The organism is Marinactinospora endophytica, from assembly GCF_054780875.1.
In genome coordinates this window covers 99,061-115,687 of sequence record NZ_BAAGVM010000008.1, presented here as the reverse complement: position 1 = coordinate 115,687, position 16,627 = coordinate 99,061, and the positions used below count along the sequence as shown (strand labels likewise).

Genomic DNA, 16,627 nt, shown 5'->3' with positions numbered 1-16,627 from the left:
CCCATCACCACGCCGGTGTGTCGTTCCGTAACTACTGCCACGTCCGGTTTCAGCGTAAATCCGGGGTCACGGCATTGAAAGGTTGGCTTTGCTGTCCCTGCAGCTACATGTGGGGAAGGGTGCCCCTGAGGTTTAGGAGATGGGTATAAAACGGCCCGCCCTCAGGCGAGTCCGGCCCGCGACAGGACGTAGTCGGACAACGGACGGTAGTCGTCGGTGAGATATCCGTCGTCCAACGGCACCGTGGTGTGCAGTTTGCCCTCGTGCTCGCCGAGGAACAGTGCCGGATCGTTGGAATCGGCGAATCCCACCACGTTGATGCCGGCCTGCGCCGCCGCCCCCGCGAAACCGTGGTCGGCGATGACCAGCTGCGGCCACGGCTCACTCCGCGCCGTGAGGTCGGCCAGGATGGCCTGCATCGCGAAGGGGTGGTGGCTGTGCCGGGGCTGTTGCCCGTCGGTGACCAACGCGACGTCCTCCCGCCAGGTGAGGACACGCGTCTTCGGCGGATGCTCGCCCTCGATCTCGTAGGAGTAGCCCGCCGCGGCCGTCACCACCTGGCATCCGTTGGCCGTCAAGACGCGCTTCCACCCCTGGTAGGTCTCCAGCAGGTTGCGCGGATGCCCGGTGGCCAGCAGGATCCGCTCCCGGTTGCGCGCCGCCTCGGCCATGCGCTCGGCCACCGCCTCCAGCGCGTCGACGGTGCGGTCGGGGTCGATCGTGTCGATGCCCCACAGGTAGTTCTCGTCGGCGACCACGCCGCAGCGCTTCGACATCAGGGCGAGGACCTCACCGAAGGACCATTCGTGCGCGAACGAGAGGCCGAACTGGTGGTACGGATCGCCCTCGACGAGCCTGTGGTAGTGCTTGAGGTTGTTCTGCCGGGGCGTGTCCACCTGCCCCGCGATCCCCGTCCGCACCAGGTGGTCGATCAGTTCCGCTCGTGAGGGCGGCGTCACCATGTCCCCTTTCGGATCGCGTGCCCGCCGCTACCGGCCTCCGCGGGCTATTGAGGCATCCTCATACCCGTTCCCCGCCGGGTTCAACTGCTCCGGCGGGCCGGATCACAGGTTCGGGTCGATGCCATGGCAGGGGAAGACCGCCCGGCGGGTCTCCTGGATCGCCTGGTCGACCGGGTCGGCGGGGTCGAATCCCTCCTCGAAGGGCACGTGGCCGGGATCGCGTCCGTCGGTCATCCGCAATGGTGCGGTCTCGCCGGTGCGGCGCTGGACGAACTCCCGCCACTCCTGCGGCGTCTGCGTGTCGGGGTCCAGCGACGCCCCGGTGACCTCGGCGAGCAGGTGCGTCCAGGCCCGTGGCACGACCTGCACCAATTCGTAGCCGCCGCCCCCGAGGACCACCCAACGGCCTCCCGCGGTCTCCTTGGCCAACCGGTGCAGCTCGGCGTAGGCCAGCCGTTGCCCGTCCAGGCTCATCGTGAGATTGGCGAGCGGGTCGAGGGTGTGGGTGTCGCATCCGTGCTGGGTGACGAGGACCTCCGGCTGGAACTCGCGCAACAGTGGGGGGACGACGGCGTGGAAGGCCCGCAGCCACCGCTCGTCGCCGGTGCCGGCCGGCAGGGCGACGTTGACCGCGTACCCCTCGGCGCGCGGTCCCCCGATCTCGCCCGGGCGGCCGGTGCCGGGGAACAGCGTCAACGGTGACTCGTGCAGGCTGATCGTCAGGACCCGCGGATCGTCGTAGAACACCTTCTGCACACCGTCGCCGTGGTGCACGTCCACGTCGACGTAGGCGACACGTTTGGCACCCTGCTCCAGCAGCCAGGCGATCGCCAGCGCCGCGTCGTTGTAGACGCAAAAACCCCAGGCGTGCTTGGGCATCGCGTGGTGCAGCCCACCGGCGATGTTGACCGCGTGCTGCGCCTCGCCCGCCCACACCGCGCGCGCCGCCGCGACCGAGGCCCCCGAGATCAGCGCGGCGGCATCGTGCATGTTGGGAAAGACCGGGTTGTCGGCGGTGCCGAGGTAGTAGGGGTCGTCCGGTTGCAAGGTGACGCCGGCCCGCTTGACCGCCTCGATGTAGTGGCGATCGTGCACGAGCTCCAGCAACTTGTCGTCCGCGGGTTCGACGCCGGTGAAGGAGACCCCCGGCGCGTCGAAGACGCCGAGTTCGCGGGCCAGTGCCATCGTCAGTTCGACGCGGACCGGCGCGAGCGGATGCTGCGGCCCGAAGTTGTAGGCCGTCAGCCCCTCGTCCCACGCCACGCGCAGCGAACAGGACATGCACCCTCCCGGCGGAAAACGTGTCGATGTGTGCGTTCCACCACACACTAACGAAATCGGGGACGTCCATCTTCCGCCGGGTCGTCAGGTACGGGGGTGTCGGGGGACCGAGGAGCCGCCTCGGCCGGGGTTCAGCCCTCGGAGAGTTCGCGGCTGCGGTCGCGGGCGGCCTCGATGGCGTCGGTGAACGCGGTGCGCACGCCGTGGCGTTCGAGTTCGCGGACCGCGGCGGCGGTGGTCCCACCCGGCGAGCTGACCGCCTCGCGCAGCACGACGGGGTGCTCCCCGGAGTCGCGCAGCATGGACGCCGAACCCGCGATCGTCTGCACGACCAGCTTCTCGGCGATGTCACGCGACATGCCCATCAGCACCCCGGCGTCGATCATCGTCTCGACGATGAAGTAGAAGTAGGCGGGGCCGCTGCCCGACAGGGCGGTCACCGTGTCCATGTGCCGCTCGGCGACGCGCAGCACCTCGCCGACCGGGCGGAGCAGCGCCTCGGCCCGGTCGAGGTGGTCGGCGGTGGCGTGCCGGCCGGCCGCGATGGCGGTCATCCCCTGGCCGACGACCGCCGGCGTGTTGGGCATCGCCCGCACGACCGCGACGTCACCGACCAGGTGCTTCTCCAGCAGGCCGGTCGTGATGCCGGCCGCCACCGAGATGACCAGCGTGTCGCCGCTGATCGCGGGCGCGACGTCGACGAGCAGGTCGACCATGTCCTGGGGCTTGAGCGCCAGGACGAGGGTGTCGGCGCGTCGCGCGGCCTCCTCGGCCGGGACGATCTCGACCCCGTAGCGCTCGCGCAACCGCCGCGCCTGTTCGGCCCGCGGCTCGGTGACGAGGACCTCGGCGGCGGCGTGGCCGGTGCCGAGGAGTCCGGCGAGCAGGGCTTCGCCCATCTTGCCCGCGCCGATGATCGCGATCATGTGGTCCCCTACCTTTCGACTGGGTCCCACGTTAGCGGTCCGGGCCCCAGGCGCGCCGACGGCGGTCCTCCCGGTGTGGACACCGGTCGAGGACCCCTGCGAGGACTCCCACGATGTCCCGGGCCGTAGGCGAGACCGACCCGTACCCGGGCACCCGGCTCGCCGATGTCACGAGGACGCGCGCCACGACCGACCTGGTACTCGATCTCCTCCGTCGCGAGCGCCGCGAGCGCGCCCGCGATCGCCATCAGACGGGGGTCGTGGGTGGCGACCACCAATTGGGCCCCGCTGTCGATGAGCCGGCGCAGCGCGCGGACATAGGCGAGGTCACCCTCATGACGGGAGAGCAACGTGGCCGCAGGTGCCCCCTCGGGAGCGCCCGAGCACAGCCGGACCCGGGAGCCGGGCCGTAGGGGAGGCTCGCCCGTGAGACGCGACCGGGGCCAGACCTCCACCCCGAGCCGGGGGTGGTCGGTGCGCACGGCGGCCACGAGGCGCGATACCGCCTCATTGGTTCCCCCGGTCCCCGCCCGCACGGTGACGGTCGCTCCCGTCCGCTCGGCCCCGGCGCAGAGCCGGGCGAGAGAGGCCACGGCCAGCGCTTCGCCCTCCGCGCCCAGGTGCAGGCCCAGTTCCGTGGGGTGCACCGACAGCTCGGTCACCGTCGAGAGCCCCTCCGCTGCCAGTCGGTCCAGGAGACGCAGGTGCCGGTGGAGGGCGGCCGACACCTGCTCGGGGTGGCGGACCTCCTCCCCGTGGTACTCGACGGAGGCGGACAGCCCCTGGTCGGCGAGCCGCCGCACCGCCCGCACCAGGGCCTCGGTCCCCTCTCCGACCGGAAACGGGCGCGGCCCGTGCCGGTCCCGCCTCCGCGGGGACGGTCCGATGTCCATCAACGTCCTCCTGGCTCGCCGGTTCCCGCGCGCCGGCCCTCGTCGTCCGGCTCGGCACCGTCCGCGTCGATGAGGGCGCGCAGGGCGGGCGCGTAGACCGCCACGATGTCGTCGACCGTCGCCGAGGCCAACGGCTCGACCTCGACCACGTAGCGCATCGCCAGCAACCCGAACACCTGGGAGAGGAGCGCGGTGGCGCGCAGCGGAGGAACCTCGAACCGCTCGGCGATGTGCCGGGAGAGGACGTCCTCCAGGAAGCCCCTGACGGTCACGGCGAAGGCGTCGTGGGCGGCCGCCGAGCGCAGCAGCGCCAGCAACGGCCCCCGGGTCCGGGGATCCTCCCACGCCCCCAGCAGGAAGCGGAGCAGCGCCTCGGCGCGGTCGTGCCGGGAGGAGGAGGCCGTGATCCCGCGCAGCACCTCGGCGGGATCGTAGGGCAGCCGCATCGCGGCGACGAACACCTGTTCCTTGGCCCCGAAGAAGTGGTGCACGAGCGCGGGGTCGACGCCGGCGGCCCGGGCGATACCGCGAACGGAGGCGCCCGTGTACCCCTTGTCGGCGAATTCCTCGCGGGCGACCTCGAGGATCCGCTCCCGGGTCACGGTCGCGCCGGGACGCCGTCCGGTACGTGCCACGGGTCCCGGTTCAGGTCTCGTCGACGATCGTGCCGTCGGGGCCGGCCGAGAACCGTCGGGGCGCGGTCTGGGCGGTCGCGCGCCGCAGGGCGATGCGCTCACGGCGGTCCGGCCTCTCGCCCGTCCCCCCGCCGGCCCTCGCGAAGTGCAGGCGGGCGAACGCCAGCGCCTCGGCCAGCTCGGTACGCCGGGTCTCGCGGTCGGGTGCCTTGCGGGTGCTGACCTCCAGGACGATCTGACCGTCGTACCCCGTGCCGGCGAGGTGTTCGAGCAGTTCCGCGCAGGGCTGGTTGCCGCGCCCGGGGATCAGGTGCTCGTCGATGTTCTGGCCGCCCAGACCGTCGGCGAGGTGGACGTGGGACAGCCGGTCGCCCAACTGCGCGGCCATGTCCATCGCGTCGGAGCGCGACATGGCGGTGTGGGAGAGGTCGAGGGTGACGTCGGGGTAGTCGCGGTCGAGCGGGTTCCAGCTGGGCGCGTAGGGGACGACCTCCTTACCGCGCATGTGGACCGGGTACATGTTCTCGACCGCGAACACGATGTCGGTCTCCTCCTGCATGCGCGCCAGTCCCGTCTCGAACTCCTTGGCGTACTCGCGCTGCCAGCGGAAGGCGGGGTGGACGACGACCGTCCGCGCCCCCAGGGTCTCGGCCATCTCCTTGGAGCGGACCAGCTTGACCCAGGGGTCGCGTCCCCACACCCGCTGGGTCACGATCAGACAGGGCGAGTGGACGGCGAGAATGGGGACCTGGTGATAGTCGGAGAGCCGCCGCAGCATGTCGACGTCCTGGCTGGCCGGCTCACCGGTGACCATGACCTCGACACCGTCGTAGCCGAGCTCAGCGGCGATCTCGAAGGCCGCGGGGGTCTTCTCCGGGTAGACCGACGCTGTCGAGAGGACGACAGGCGCGTCTGGAACCTGGATAGCGCTCACCTCATCAACCCTATGCGTTGTAACGGAAATTGGCTCGCACGCCAATGATGCGGATAGCGTCTGCCGAGTGAACGCGACGCCGTCGGGGGCGATTCCCAGCCCCAACATCTGGAACAGCCCGCAGGTCTATGAGCTGGAGAACCGGGCGGTGGATCCTGACGGGGTGATCGACGCCGCCATGCGCGCCATCCGCGACTGGGACGGCGCACACGTCCTCGACATCGGCTGCGGCACGGGCTACCACCTGCCCTACTTCGCGGAGCGCGCCCGCGGGGTCGTGGGCGTCGAACCGCACGCCGCCCTGGCCTCCGTCGCCCGCGCGCGCGTCCGCGACCTGCCCAACGTCGAGGTGCGCACCGGGGTCGCCCAGAGCCTGCCCGTCGCCGACGCCTCCGTGGAGGTCGCGCACGCCCGCTGGGCGTACTTCTTCGGCCCCGGATGTGAGCCCGGTCTCGCCGAACTGGAGCGGGTGATGCGGCGAGGCGGCGTCGCCTTCGTCATCGACAACGACGCCACCCGCAGCACCTTCGGCCGCTGGTTCCGCCGCTTCCTGCCCTCGTACGACCCCGTGGCGGTCGAGCGGTTCTGGAGCCGTCAGGGCTTTGCGCGCCGGCCGCTGGACATGCGGTGGCGCTTCGAACGGCGTGAGGACTTCGAGGCGGTGGTCCGCATCGAGTTCTCCGCCGCGATCGCCCAAGAGGTCATCGCCTCGCACGAGGGGCTGGAGGTGGACTACGCGGTCAACCTGTGGTGGCGGGAGTACTGAGGCCGTTCCCGCCCGCACAGACCGGCGGGCGAGCCCGTCCGGCTCAGACCATGGTGAAGCTGACGTAGCCGTAGGCGCTCACCTCGACGTTGTAGGACTCCACCCCGTACTCGGTCTGCGCGTCGCACACGACCCCGCTGTCGATGTCGGGGGTGGCGAGCTGGGCCTCGTCCATGTCGCAGCGCACGGCCTCGGCGTCGGCCCAGTAGCGCAGCGCGTCCTCGACCACGTCGCGGACCATCGGGACGCTGTCGGCGCGGTACTCGTAGCTGAAGATGTAGGAGCCGCCGGTGACGTCGACCGTGTAGGGGATCTGGAGCCCCTGGTAGGTGACGGTGCAGTCGATGGTCTCGTCCACCGACGCCTGCGTCTCGGTGCACTCCGCGGTGGAGGAGGGGTCATAGAGCAGCGACGCCTGGTTCGCGCTCTTGAGGACCTCCCACTCGATCTGCTCGGTGGGGGTGGCGGTGTCACCCGGTTCCGCCGGCAGGGTGGACTCGTCGAACTCCGGGGAGGACGCCGGGATCGGCCCGGTGCGGTAGTCACCGGAGACGAGGCCCTCGGTACCGTCGGCCTGCTGGGCGGGCACGGTCTCCTCGATCGGCACCTCGGGCTCGGGGGCGGGGACGAAGGGGAACGGGAAGAGCAGGCCGCAGCCGGAGAGCGCGAGGGTCGCACCGACGGCGACCGGCGTCATGACCACGGCTCGGGACAGTCGCTTCCTGGCGGGGGACGTCACGGGGGCCTCTTTCACTGCGCCGGGACAGCGGGAAGTCCGTCCCGGTCTGAGATGGAATGACCCTCATGGGACTCCGTGGGATCGGATCCGGTTCCCGATCCCCGCCCCCGTCTTCGCCACCGGTACCGCCCGGGACGACACGGCCGGAGGGCCGCGCCCTCCCGGACCCGCCCTCGGCGCCTAGGCCAATGGGGCCTGTTCGACGCCGACCGCCTCCAAGACGCGCTGCGCGGTCGCCGCCATGCCCGAGGCGTTGGGGTGGACCGGGGCGGCCGGCCGGGTGGGGAAGATGCCCTCGACCCACTTCTCGTCGGCGGCGGCGCATACGTCGTGCCCTCGTTCGCCGACGTCCACGAACACCGCGCCGGCCTCGGCCGCCTCTTTCGCCAGGACCGTGTTGAGGTCGCTCTGCGCGGCGTCGAGGTAGGCGACGTCCCCACGGGCGATGGGCACCAGCGGCCAGCATCCGCGCTCGGCCGGCAGGATCTGCAGGTAGCCGACGACGACCACGGTCGCCTCAGGGCTGCGCTCGGCGATCTCGGCGAGTACCGCGGCGACCTTCTCCCCGGTCTCGTCCGCTCGTCGGGCCAGTTCGTCGCCGCCCTCGTCGTCGACGTAGCGGTCCCGGCAGGGGTCGCCGGCGGGATCGGTGGCGCTCAACGTGGCGCAGGTGATCAGGATCTCCGCGAAGCCGAAGTCGTTGCCCCCGATCCCCAGGGTGACGAGGTCGGTGTCGGGGGTGAGGGCGTCGAGCTGGGGGGCGTTCTCGGTGTCGAGCGGCAGTCCTTGGGGCCGGGTCATGTGCTCGGTGGTCGCCCCGGAACAGCTGGCGTCGTGGAACTCGGCCGAGCCGAGCGCCTGCGCGACCAGGTTGGGGTAGTTCTTCCGGGAGCGCAGGCAGAACACCGGCCTGCCGTACTGTCCCGGGATGAGCGGTCCCGCGGTGAAGGAGTCGCCGAGGGCGACGTAGCGTCCCGTGACGTCCGCGGTGGCCGCCTCGGCCTGGGCGGGGACGGTGGCCAGGGCCAGGACTCCTGCGGCGCTGAGCGCGACGGCCGTGAGACGACGTGCGGTGGTGGTGGGGGACACGCGCTTTCCTCCTCGGGAACGCGAAGGCCGGGAACTCGAACGTGACCCGCCCCCGCCGTTCGGTCAACGAACAGGCCGACAACGGTCATTCACTTGACGCGACGAATTGTATACGTACAGTGACGCATTTGGGGAGGACTGTGCCGGTCATCCCGACGGCATGTCTGATATGTCGCTGCGGTGGGCCGATCGGACCAGCCGTGACGCTTGCCGCCGGCGAGGCAGCGGTCCCGCCGTCCACGGCGCGGGGCTGTGGAGGACCGTACGGAGTGTCACCGGGACACGCTAGCGTGCAGACATGGCCAGGTCTGCGAAAAGTACGTTCCGGTGCGCCGAGTGCGGCTGGACCACCCTCAAATGGGTCGGCCGCTGTGGCGAGTGCCAGGCGTGGGGCACCGTCGAGGAGGTCGGTCCCGCCGTCTCGGGAGGCCTGGTGGCGGCCAAGGTCAGCTCCCCCGCCCGCCCCATCACCGAGATCGACGTCGAAGCCGCCCATGCCGCCCCCACCGGTCTGGAGGAGCTCGACCGCGTCCTCGGCGGCGGCCTGGTCCCCGGAGGCGTCCTCCTGCTCGCCGGCGAGCCCGGCGTGGGCAAGTCCACCCTGCTGCTCGAGGTGGCGGCGCTGTGCGCCGACTCCGGGCCGGTGCTCTACGTCACCGGTGAGGAGTCCACCGGCCAGGTCCGTCTCCGCGCCGAACGCCTGGGGGCGCTGTCCTCCAAACTGTTCCTCGCCGCCGAGACCTCGGTGGCGGCGCTGGCGGGCCACGTCGACGAGATCGCGCCGAAACTGCTCATCGTCGACTCCGTGCAGACCATGAGCTCGCCCGACGTCCCGGGGGTTCCCGGCGGCGTCACCCAGGTCCGCGAGGTCGCCGGGTCCCTGATCAGACTGGCCAAGGCCCGTGGCATCGCCACCGTGCTGGTCGGCCACGTCACCAAGGACGGCTCCATCGCCGGTCCCCGGCTGCTGGAGCACCTGGTCGACGTCGTGCTGCAGTTCGAGGGCGACCGCCACTCCCGGCTGCGGATGCTGCGCGCGGTCAAGAACCGCTACGGCCCCACCGACGAGGTCGGCTGTTTCGAGCTCACCGACTCCGGCATCATCGGCCTGCCCGACCCCAGCGGCCTGTTCCTGACCCGCCGCAACGAGCCCGTCCCGGGCACCTGCGTCACGGTCACCCTTGAGGGACGTCGCCCCCTGATCGCCGAGGTCCAGGCGCTCGTCGCGCCCACCGCGCTGCCCCAGCCGCGACGCGCCACCTCGGGGCTGGACTCCGCCCGGGTCGCGATGGTCATGGCGGTACTGGAGCGCAGGGCGGGCCTGCGCATCGGCTCCTCCGACGTCTACGCCTCCACCGTCGGCGGGGTGCGGCTCGGCGAACCCTCGATCGATCTGGCCCTGGCCCTCGCGCTGGCCGGCTCCCACACCGACCTCGCGTTGCCACGCGGCTTCATCGCCATCGGCGAGGTCGGGCTGGCCGGGGACGTGCGCGCGGTCAGCGGCGTGCAACGGCGGCTCTCCGAGGCGCAACGGCTCGGTTTCACCAAGGCCATCGTCCCGCACAACAGCGACGAACCCGTCGACGGCATCGAGGCGATCGGCGTCGAGGACCTCGGCGAGGCGCTCCGCCTCGCCCTGCCCGCGAAACAGCGTCGTTGAGGATGGTGGCCGGGTGCCCTACCCGGCCACCGTCTCAGTTGAGCCGGAAGACCTGTGGCTCGGCCCCGTTGACGTAGTCGCCGTACAGCGTCACGACGTAGGTGCCCGGACGGGCCTGGCTGTCCGCTTCGCGGCAGTCCGGCCAGGAGCGTTCGCGCTCCCAGGTGACGGTCGTCGTGAGCGGCACCCCGCGGCGCAGCTGTTCGTTGTCGGTGCCCCGCCCCTCGACACAGTCGGCGGTGGAGAAGATCCGGTCCTCACCCGAGGTGATGCGCAGCTCCATCGCCTTGGGCCCGACGTCGATCGTGCAGGTCTGCTCCGCGGTGTTGACCACGGTGACCTCGATCTTGGGCTGGGCGTCCCAGGCGTAGTCGGTGCGGTCCGTCGCGAGGGTCACCACGACGTCCTGGGGACGACAGGGGTCCTCGGAGCGCTGCGGGGCCGGGATGTCGGGCGCTGCCCCGCCGTCCCCGCCTCCCGCGGGGGCCGCGGCGCCGGGACCGCCGGCCCCTCCCCCGGAGCCTTCCCCGCCCTCGCCGGCCGCCCCTTCGGACCCGCCCGCGTCCTCGTCCCCCGCGGGGTCCCCGTCCTCCGAACCGGCACCGGTGGAGGGCGATGCTGCGATACTGGGCGAGGCGGAGGAATCGGGCGACGCACCGGTACCGGGATCAGGGGACACGCCGGCCGCCCGCTCCCCGTCGTCCGAGGGGGAGGCCGAGCAGGCATAGGCGATCAGCGCCACTATCAGAAGTATCCCGGCCAGCACGAAGACACGCCGTTTCATGTACGTCTCGGAACTCACGGGTCCAGTGCTTGAGGGCATGGGCGTAGTATCCCGGCTTTCCGACTTTGCACCTACTCAACCCGCCGTTGGGCAACTGATTACGCATGAACGAAAACCCTTACAGCACAGCGGTTCTCGCATGGTACGAGGCCAACGCTCGCGACCTTCCGTGGCGACGTCCCGAGGCCACCCCGTGGGAGATCCTGATCAGCGAGATCATGCTCCAGCAGACGCCCGTGGTGCGGGTGCTGCCCGCCTGGGAGGCGTGGGTGGAGCGCTGGCCTCGACCGGCCGACCTCGCCGCGGAACCCGCGGGCGAGGCCGTACGCATGTGGAACCGGCTCGGCTACCCCCGTCGCGCGCTCAACCTGCACGCCTGCGCCCGGGCGATCGTGGAACGGCACGACGGGCGGGTGCCCGACTCCCACTCCGACCTGCTGGCCCTTCCCGGGGTCGGCCCCTACACCGCCGCGGCGGTCGCGAGCTTCGCGTTCGGGCAGCGCCACGCGATCCTCGACACCAACGTGCGCCGGGTGCTCGCGCGGGCGGAGACCGGAATTGAGTACCCTCCGAAAACCCAGACCAAGGCCGAGGTGAGGTTGGCGGAGTCCCTGCTGCCGGACGCGCCAGCCGTGGCCGCGCGCTGGGGCGTGGCCGTGATGGAGCTGGGCGCGCTCGTGTGCACGGCCCGCTCCCCCAAGTGCGCCGACTGCCCCATCCTGGACCGGTGCTCCTGGGTCCTCGCCGGCCGCCCCCCGCACGACGGCCCGCCCCGGCGCGGACAGACCTACGCCGGAACGGACCGCCAGGTCCGGGGCCGGCTCCTCGCGGTGCTGCGCGAGGCCCCCGGCCCGGTGGCCAAGGAGGCGCTCGACGCGGTCTGGGACAAGAGCGTGCAGCGCGAGCGAGCGCTGGACGCGCTCGTCGCCGACGGTCTGGTCGACCCCCTGGAGGACGGCACCTACGCTCTGCCCGGGTGAGCGACGGGGTCACACCCCGATGCTGCCGGCCTCGCCGACGCTGGGCTCGCCCATCCCCTCCGAACAGGGGGCGCCGGGCTCCGGTGTCTGCGGTCCCTGCTCGTAGCGGGCGATGAACTCCTGGAGACGCGGGTCGCCGGCGTCGTCCACCCCCAGCTGCTTTCCCCAGGCCGAGGCCACCACGGGCGCCGGCAGACCGGGGACCGGGCTGACCAGAAGGTAGCTTCCCGGCCGGTACAGCCCGGTGAGCAGGTCGACCTGCCCGTCGTCGATGGTTGGGTCGTAGGTGATCCAGACGACACCGTGTTCCAGGGAGTGGACGGCGTTCTCCGCCGGCACCTCCTCCGCGTAGACACCGCAGTTGAGCCAGACCGCCGCGTGGTCGCCGCCCACGGGCGGATTCTGCGGGTAGTCGACCGTCCCGGTGACGTGGTTCATCGACAGGCCGTCGAATGTCTGCACGCCGTCGATGTCACCGGCCTCGCTTCGCCCCTCGGCCAGGCCCGGGTGGGGGCCCGACGCTCCTCCGCCCAGGAGGAGGACGGTCGCGCCGGCGCCGACCAGGAGCACGACGACAAGCGCCGCGGCCCCCAGCACCCACCACAGCGCTCGCGGGCCGCGTCGGGGCGGAGTCGGCGGGCGGAAGCCGGGGGGAGCCCCCGGCGGATACGGACCGTGCGGATGGGCGCCTCCGGGCCCCTGCGGATACGGGCCGCCGGGAGCCTGCGGAGGAGGTCCGGGCGGCCACGCCGCGGACCCGTGCGGTGGGTGGGGGAAACCGGGTGGATACGGGCCGGGGGCGGGCACGCCCGGCCCGGGCAGAGGTCCCGGCCCGGGCACACCGGGAGGGTGCGGCCCGGGAACGCGCGGACCCTCAGGGCCGCCGGCCGGGCCGGATGGGGGGTCTGCTGGATTCGTCACGGTCCGGACACTACCGGCCGATGCCGGCGGGCACCGGCTCGTGGACACGGGAAAGGGGTGGCCATTACGGCCACCCCTTCGTCACCCGAAGCGGACGGGACCTCAGTCGCCCTTGCCCGCGGCGGTCTCGACCTGCGGCGTGTCAGGGACCGACGCCGGCTTCGGCACGCCCCGGAAGGTGAACTTCGCGTCCGTGCCGCTGCCCTCGGCGTCGACGATGACGATCTGTCCCGCCTTCAGCTCGCCGTAGAGGATCTTCTCCGAGAGCGCGTCCTCGATCTCGCGCTGGATCGTCCGGCGCAGCGGCCGGGCTCCCAGAACCGGGTCGTACCCGCGCTCGGCGAGGATCGTCTTGGCCGCCGGGCGCAGCTCCAGACCCATGTCGCGGTCCTTGAGGCGCTCGTCCAGCCGCGCGATCATCAGGTCCACGATCGTGATGATCTCGGTCTCGGTGAGCTGGTGGAAGACGATGATGTCGTCCACGCGGTTGAGGAACTCGGGCCGGAAGTGCTGCTTGAGCTCCTCACCGACCTTCGCCTTCATCCGGTCGTAGTTGGTCTTCTTGTCATCCTCCTTGGCGAAGCCCATGGAGACGCCGCGGGAGATGTCCCGGGTGCCCAGGTTCGTCGTCATGATGATGACGGTGTTCTTGAAGTCGACGTTGCGGCCCTGGGCGTCGGTGAGCCGGCCTTCTTCGAGAACCTGGAGCAGCGAGTTGAAGATGTCGGTGTGGGCCTTCTCGATCTCGTCGAACAGGACGACCGAGAACGGCTTGCGCCGCACCTTCTCCGTGAGCTGACCGCCCTCCTCGTAGCCGACGTAGCCGGGAGGCGAGCCGAACAGCCGGGAGACGGTGTGCTTCTCCATGAACTCGCTCATGTCGAGCTGGATCAGCGCGTCCTCGTCACCGAACAGGAACTCCGCCAGCGTCTTGGACAGCTCGGTCTTGCCGACACCGGAGGGGCCGGCGAAGATGAACGACCCACCCGGACGCTTGGGGTCCTTCAGGCCGGCGCGGGTACGCCGGATCGCCTGGGAGAGCGCCTTGATGGCGTCCTCCTGGCCGATGACGCGCTTGTGGAGCTCGTCCTCCATGCGCAGCAGCCGGGAGCTCTCCTCCTCGGTGAGCTTGAAGACCGGGATGCCGGTGGCCGTGGCGAGGACCTCGGCGATGAGCTCCTCGTCGACCTCGGCGACGACGTCCATGTCGCCGGCCTTCCACTCCTTCTCCCGCTGCGCCTTCTTGGCCAGCAGCTGCTTCTCGTCGTCGCGCAGGGACGCGGCCTTCTCGAAGTCCTGCGCGTCGATCGCGGACTCCTTGTCGCGGCGCACCTGGGCGATCTTCTCGTCGTACTCGCGCAGGTCCGGCGGGGCGGTCATCCGGCGGATGCGCATCCGCGAACCGGCCTCGTCGATGAGGTCGATCGCCTTGTCCGGCAGGAAGCGGTCGCTGATGTAACGGTCGGCGAGCTGCGCCGCGGCGACCAGCGCGCTGTCGGTGATGGAGACGCGGTGGTGGGCCTCGTACCGGTCGCGCAGGCCCTTGAGGATCTCGATCGTGTGCTTGATCGTGGGCTCGTCGACCTGGATCGGCTGGAACCGGCGTTCGAGCGCGGCGTCCTTCTCCAGGTGCTTGCGGTACTCGTCCAGCGTGGTCGCGCCGATGGTCTGGAGCTCGCCGCGGGCCAGCATCGGCTTGAGGATGGAGGCCGCGTCGATGGCGCCCTCGGCGGCACCCGCTCCGACCAGGGTGTGCAGCTCGTCGATGAACAGGATGATGTCGCCGCGGGTGCGGATCTCCTTGAGGACCTTCTTCAGGCGTTCCTCGAAGTCACCGCGGTAGCGGCTGCCGGCGACCAGCGCGCCGAGGTCCAGCGTGTAGAGCTGCTTGTCCTTGAGCGTCTCGGGGATCTCGCCCTTGACGATCTTCTGGGCCAGGCCCTCGACCACGGCGGTCTTGCCGACACCGGGCTCGCCGATGAGCACCGGGTTGTTCTTGGTCCGGCGCGACAGCACCTGCATGACGCGCTCGATCTCCTTGTCCCGGCCGATGACCGGGTCGAGCTTGCTCTCGCGCGCGGCCTGGGTCAGGTTGCGGCCGAACTGGTCGAGCACCAGGGAGGTCGACGGAGTCGACTCCGAGGAGGCACCCGTGGCCTGCGGCTCCTTGCCCTGGTAGCCGTGGAGGAGCTGGATGACCTGCTGGCGGACCCGGTTGAGGTCGGCGCCGAGCTTGACCAGCACCTGGGCCGCCACGCCCTCACCCTCGCGGATGAGGCCGAGCAGGATGTGCTCCGTACCGATGTAGTTGTGCCCCAGCTGCAGGGCCTCGCGCAGAGAGAGCTCCAAGACCTTCTTCGCGCGCGGGGTGAAGGGAATGTGGCCGGAGGGGGCCTGCTGGCCCTGCCCGATGATCTCCTCCACCTGCTGCCGGACCGCCTCGAGGCTGATGCCGAGGCTCTCCAGAGCCTTCGCAGCGACGCCTTCACCCTCGTGGATGAGGCCGAGCAGGATGTGCTCCGTACCAATGTAGTTGTGGTTGAGCATCCTGGCCTCTTCCTGGGCCAGGACCACCACGCGCCGTGCGCGGTCGGTAAACCTCTCGAACATGTCTCGTCGCTCCTCACAGAGCGGTCAGGCAGGGACGGAAGTTCCGACCCTCACTTTTCCGCATATCGGCCCTTCAAGGAGAAAGTCCCCCTGGAGGGCGCTCCCGCACCCGTCTCCACCGCGCCACCGGTTTTGCCGGCGCCCCGGCGAGCACATCCCACACGTCCCGTCCACACACGGGCCGTGCAAGAGACTTTCCCCGACGATAGGGCGTTCACCCTCATCCAACTACCAATCGGGCCTTCGATGTTCCAAGTACGCCGCAAGCGAACGGCCCGCGGCCCCCGAACAGGTGGGGACGCACGGGCCGTGATGGGCGTTCGTGCCGGAATTTGCTCTCAGCGAACAAGTCCCGTCGGTGATCGAGAACCGATTACCGGGTGCGCGGCAGACCGCATTCGCGCCGGGTCGGGCGCGGCAGGAAGACGAGCCTAGCGCTCCTAGCGCTGCTGGGCGGCGTCGTACTCGGCGACGATCGAGGCCGGGATGCGGCCACGCTCGTTGACCTGCTTGCCCGCAGCCTTGGCCCACGCCCGGATCTCGGCGCTGCGCTCACGGCTGGGGGCGTTGCGCTGCTGGCGACGGCTGCTCCGACCGCTCTTCGCCGGCGCCTTGCGGGCAGCCTCGACGAACGGAGCGAGCGCGTCGCGCAGCTTGGCCGCGTTCTTGCCGCTGAGGTCGATCTCATAGGACGAGCCGTCGACGGCGAAGGAGACGGTCTCCTCCGCCTCGCCGCCGTCGAGGTCGTCGACGAGAAGTACCTGAACCTTTTGCGCCATGGATACAGACCTTTCAGCAGAGCAGTGCGATGAGCACTTGAATATAAAGCTATACCGGATAGAACGGGAAAGACAATTCTCGGCGCGGCGAAAGTCGCCATCCCGCTATGCCGGTCCGGTGCCGTCTCTCGGTTTTTCGGCCCCAAGGCTCGATACGGCCCCGGCCTGACGGCCGGGACCGATAACGCTGGGGACGCGCCCCATTCCCTAACGTTGCCAGTTAGCGATCGGTCGAGCCACGCTCCGCACCGGTGACTTCCGGCGTGGAGTCCTGCCCGTCCTTTGCCCCGCCTTCGGCGGTAACGGCATCGGTATCCACCGGCGCCACCGAATCGGCGGCCGCGGGCTCGGTACTCGACGCGGTGCCGGGAGAACCGACGAGCCGCCCATCCGACGTTCTTGGCGCCATCTCCTTACGGAGCAGCCGATAGATGAACGTGCAGAAGACCGTCGCGACAACAGCAGGGGGGAGCAGCGCCGACAATACGTCCCACATCGAACGCAGGCCCCTTCCTTGTTGTGACTTTATGCAGTAATTACCCGTCTGGGGGTACTGGCCAGCTTACGCGCGCGTCAAGCCGGTCTCTCCCGCCCCCCACTAACACGCCCTCGACATCATAGACACCATGTGATCCGGTTCCGTCCACCGAGGGCGCCGGATCCCCTTT

Annotated in this window: 16 protein-coding genes; 3 read left to right on the top strand and 13 right to left on the bottom strand. The window is 70.6% G+C overall.

Features of this window, described 5'->3' with window-relative positions; genetic code table 11:
* Positions 1 to 161: 161 nt before the first annotated feature.
* The 6 genes from ACYVHU_RS16340 to ACYVHU_RS16315 all read right to left on the bottom strand — a co-directional run bounded on the left by ACYVHU_RS16340 (position 162) and on the right by ACYVHU_RS16315 (position 5,631).
* Entirely contained in the window at positions 162 to 959 is a 798-nt protein-coding gene (locus ACYVHU_RS16340) for a phosphatase (protein ID WP_498948984.1), read from the bottom strand.
* 105 nt (positions 960 to 1,064) lie between these two features.
* Positions 1,065 to 2,243 (bottom strand): acetoin utilization protein AcuC, encoded by a 1,179-nt coding sequence (locus tag ACYVHU_RS16335; RefSeq protein ID WP_498948936.1) that lies wholly within the window; start codon positions 2,241 to 2,243, stop codon positions 1,065 to 1,067.
* A gap of 131 nt (positions 2,244 to 2,374) precedes the next feature.
* Positions 2,375 to 3,169: a pyrroline-5-carboxylate reductase gene (gene proC, locus ACYVHU_RS16330; RefSeq protein WP_078763176.1), complete on the bottom strand. Its 795-nt coding sequence runs from the start codon at positions 3,167 to 3,169 to the stop codon at positions 2,375 to 2,377.
* 8 nt (positions 3,170 to 3,177) lie between these two features.
* Positions 3,178 to 4,062 carry a proline dehydrogenase family protein gene (locus ACYVHU_RS16325; protein ID WP_498948934.1) on the bottom strand — a complete coding sequence of 295 codons (885 nt, stop codon included), beginning with the start codon at positions 4,060 to 4,062 and terminating at the stop codon, positions 3,178 to 3,180.
* Positions 4,062 to 4,697, bottom strand: a complete 636-nt coding sequence (locus ACYVHU_RS16320; protein ID WP_498948932.1) for a TetR/AcrR family transcriptional regulator — start codon at positions 4,695 to 4,697, stop codon at positions 4,062 to 4,064. The genes ACYVHU_RS16325 and ACYVHU_RS16320 overlap by 1 nt, the downstream gene beginning before the upstream one ends.
* Before the next feature lie 10 nt (positions 4,698 to 4,707).
* Positions 4,708 to 5,631: a sugar phosphate isomerase/epimerase family protein gene (locus tag ACYVHU_RS16315; RefSeq protein ID WP_078763173.1), complete on the bottom strand. Its 924-nt coding sequence runs from the start codon at positions 5,629 to 5,631 to the stop codon at positions 4,708 to 4,710.
* A 148-nt stretch (positions 5,632 to 5,779) separates the two neighbouring features.
* Here ACYVHU_RS16315 and ACYVHU_RS16310 point away from each other — a divergent pair, with 148 nt between their 5' ends.
* Positions 5,780 to 6,397, top strand: a complete 618-nt coding sequence (locus ACYVHU_RS16310) for a class I SAM-dependent methyltransferase (protein ID WP_200813718.1) — start codon at positions 5,780 to 5,782, stop codon at positions 6,395 to 6,397.
* A gap of 43 nt (positions 6,398 to 6,440) precedes the next feature.
* Here ACYVHU_RS16310 and ACYVHU_RS16305 read toward each other — a convergent pair whose 3' ends face one another.
* The gene (locus tag ACYVHU_RS16305) at positions 6,441 to 7,136 is read right to left on the bottom strand and encodes a hypothetical protein (RefSeq protein WP_144390207.1); all 696 of its coding nucleotides are present in this window, start codon (positions 7,134 to 7,136) and stop codon (positions 6,441 to 6,443) included.
* A gap of 180 nt (positions 7,137 to 7,316) precedes the next feature.
* Entirely contained in the window at positions 7,317 to 8,225 is a 909-nt protein-coding gene (locus ACYVHU_RS16300) for an SGNH/GDSL hydrolase family protein (protein WP_078763170.1), read from the bottom strand.
* Between the two features lie 298 nt (positions 8,226 to 8,523).
* Here ACYVHU_RS16300 and radA point away from each other — a divergent pair, with 298 nt between their 5' ends.
* The gene (gene radA / locus ACYVHU_RS16295) at positions 8,524 to 9,885 is read left to right on the top strand and encodes a DNA repair protein RadA (RefSeq protein WP_078763169.1); all 1,362 of its coding nucleotides are present in this window, start codon (positions 8,524 to 8,526) and stop codon (positions 9,883 to 9,885) included.
* Between the two features lie 34 nt (positions 9,886 to 9,919).
* On the opposite strand, the gene ACYVHU_RS16290 is transcribed toward radA, so the two are convergent.
* Positions 9,920 to 10,687 carry a hypothetical protein gene (locus ACYVHU_RS16290; RefSeq protein WP_235001107.1) on the bottom strand — a complete coding sequence of 256 codons (768 nt, stop codon included), beginning with the start codon at positions 10,685 to 10,687 and terminating at the stop codon, positions 9,920 to 9,922.
* 86 nt (positions 10,688 to 10,773) lie between these two features.
* Here ACYVHU_RS16290 and ACYVHU_RS16285 point away from each other — a divergent pair, with 86 nt between their 5' ends.
* Positions 10,774 to 11,649, top strand: a complete 876-nt coding sequence (locus ACYVHU_RS16285) for an iron-sulfur binding domain-containing protein (RefSeq protein WP_078763168.1) — start codon at positions 10,774 to 10,776, stop codon at positions 11,647 to 11,649.
* A gap of 9 nt (positions 11,650 to 11,658) precedes the next feature.
* On the opposite strand, the gene ACYVHU_RS16280 is transcribed toward ACYVHU_RS16285, so the two are convergent.
* The 4 genes from ACYVHU_RS16280 to ACYVHU_RS16265 all read right to left on the bottom strand — a co-directional run bounded on the left by ACYVHU_RS16280 (position 11,659) and on the right by ACYVHU_RS16265 (position 16,455).
* Positions 11,659 to 12,246 carry a thioredoxin-like domain-containing protein gene (locus ACYVHU_RS16280; protein ID WP_235001106.1) on the bottom strand — a complete coding sequence of 196 codons (588 nt, stop codon included), beginning with the start codon at positions 12,244 to 12,246 and terminating at the stop codon, positions 11,659 to 11,661.
* A gap of 426 nt (positions 12,247 to 12,672) precedes the next feature.
* Positions 12,673 to 15,180, bottom strand: coding sequence for an ATP-dependent Clp protease ATP-binding subunit (locus tag ACYVHU_RS16275; RefSeq protein ID WP_078763167.1), 2,508 nt, complete (start codon positions 15,178 to 15,180; stop codon positions 12,673 to 12,675).
* A gap of 440 nt (positions 15,181 to 15,620) precedes the next feature.
* A complete protein-coding gene (locus ACYVHU_RS16270) occupies positions 15,621 to 15,959 on the bottom strand; it encodes a histone-like nucleoid-structuring protein Lsr2 (protein ID WP_078763166.1) in 339 nt (112 codons plus the stop codon).
* 220 nt (positions 15,960 to 16,179) lie between these two features.
* On the bottom strand, positions 16,180 to 16,455 hold the full coding sequence (locus tag ACYVHU_RS16265) for a hypothetical protein (RefSeq protein WP_078763165.1): 276 nt from the start codon (positions 16,453 to 16,455) through the stop codon (positions 16,180 to 16,182).
* Positions 16,456 to 16,627 lie beyond the last annotated feature (172 nt).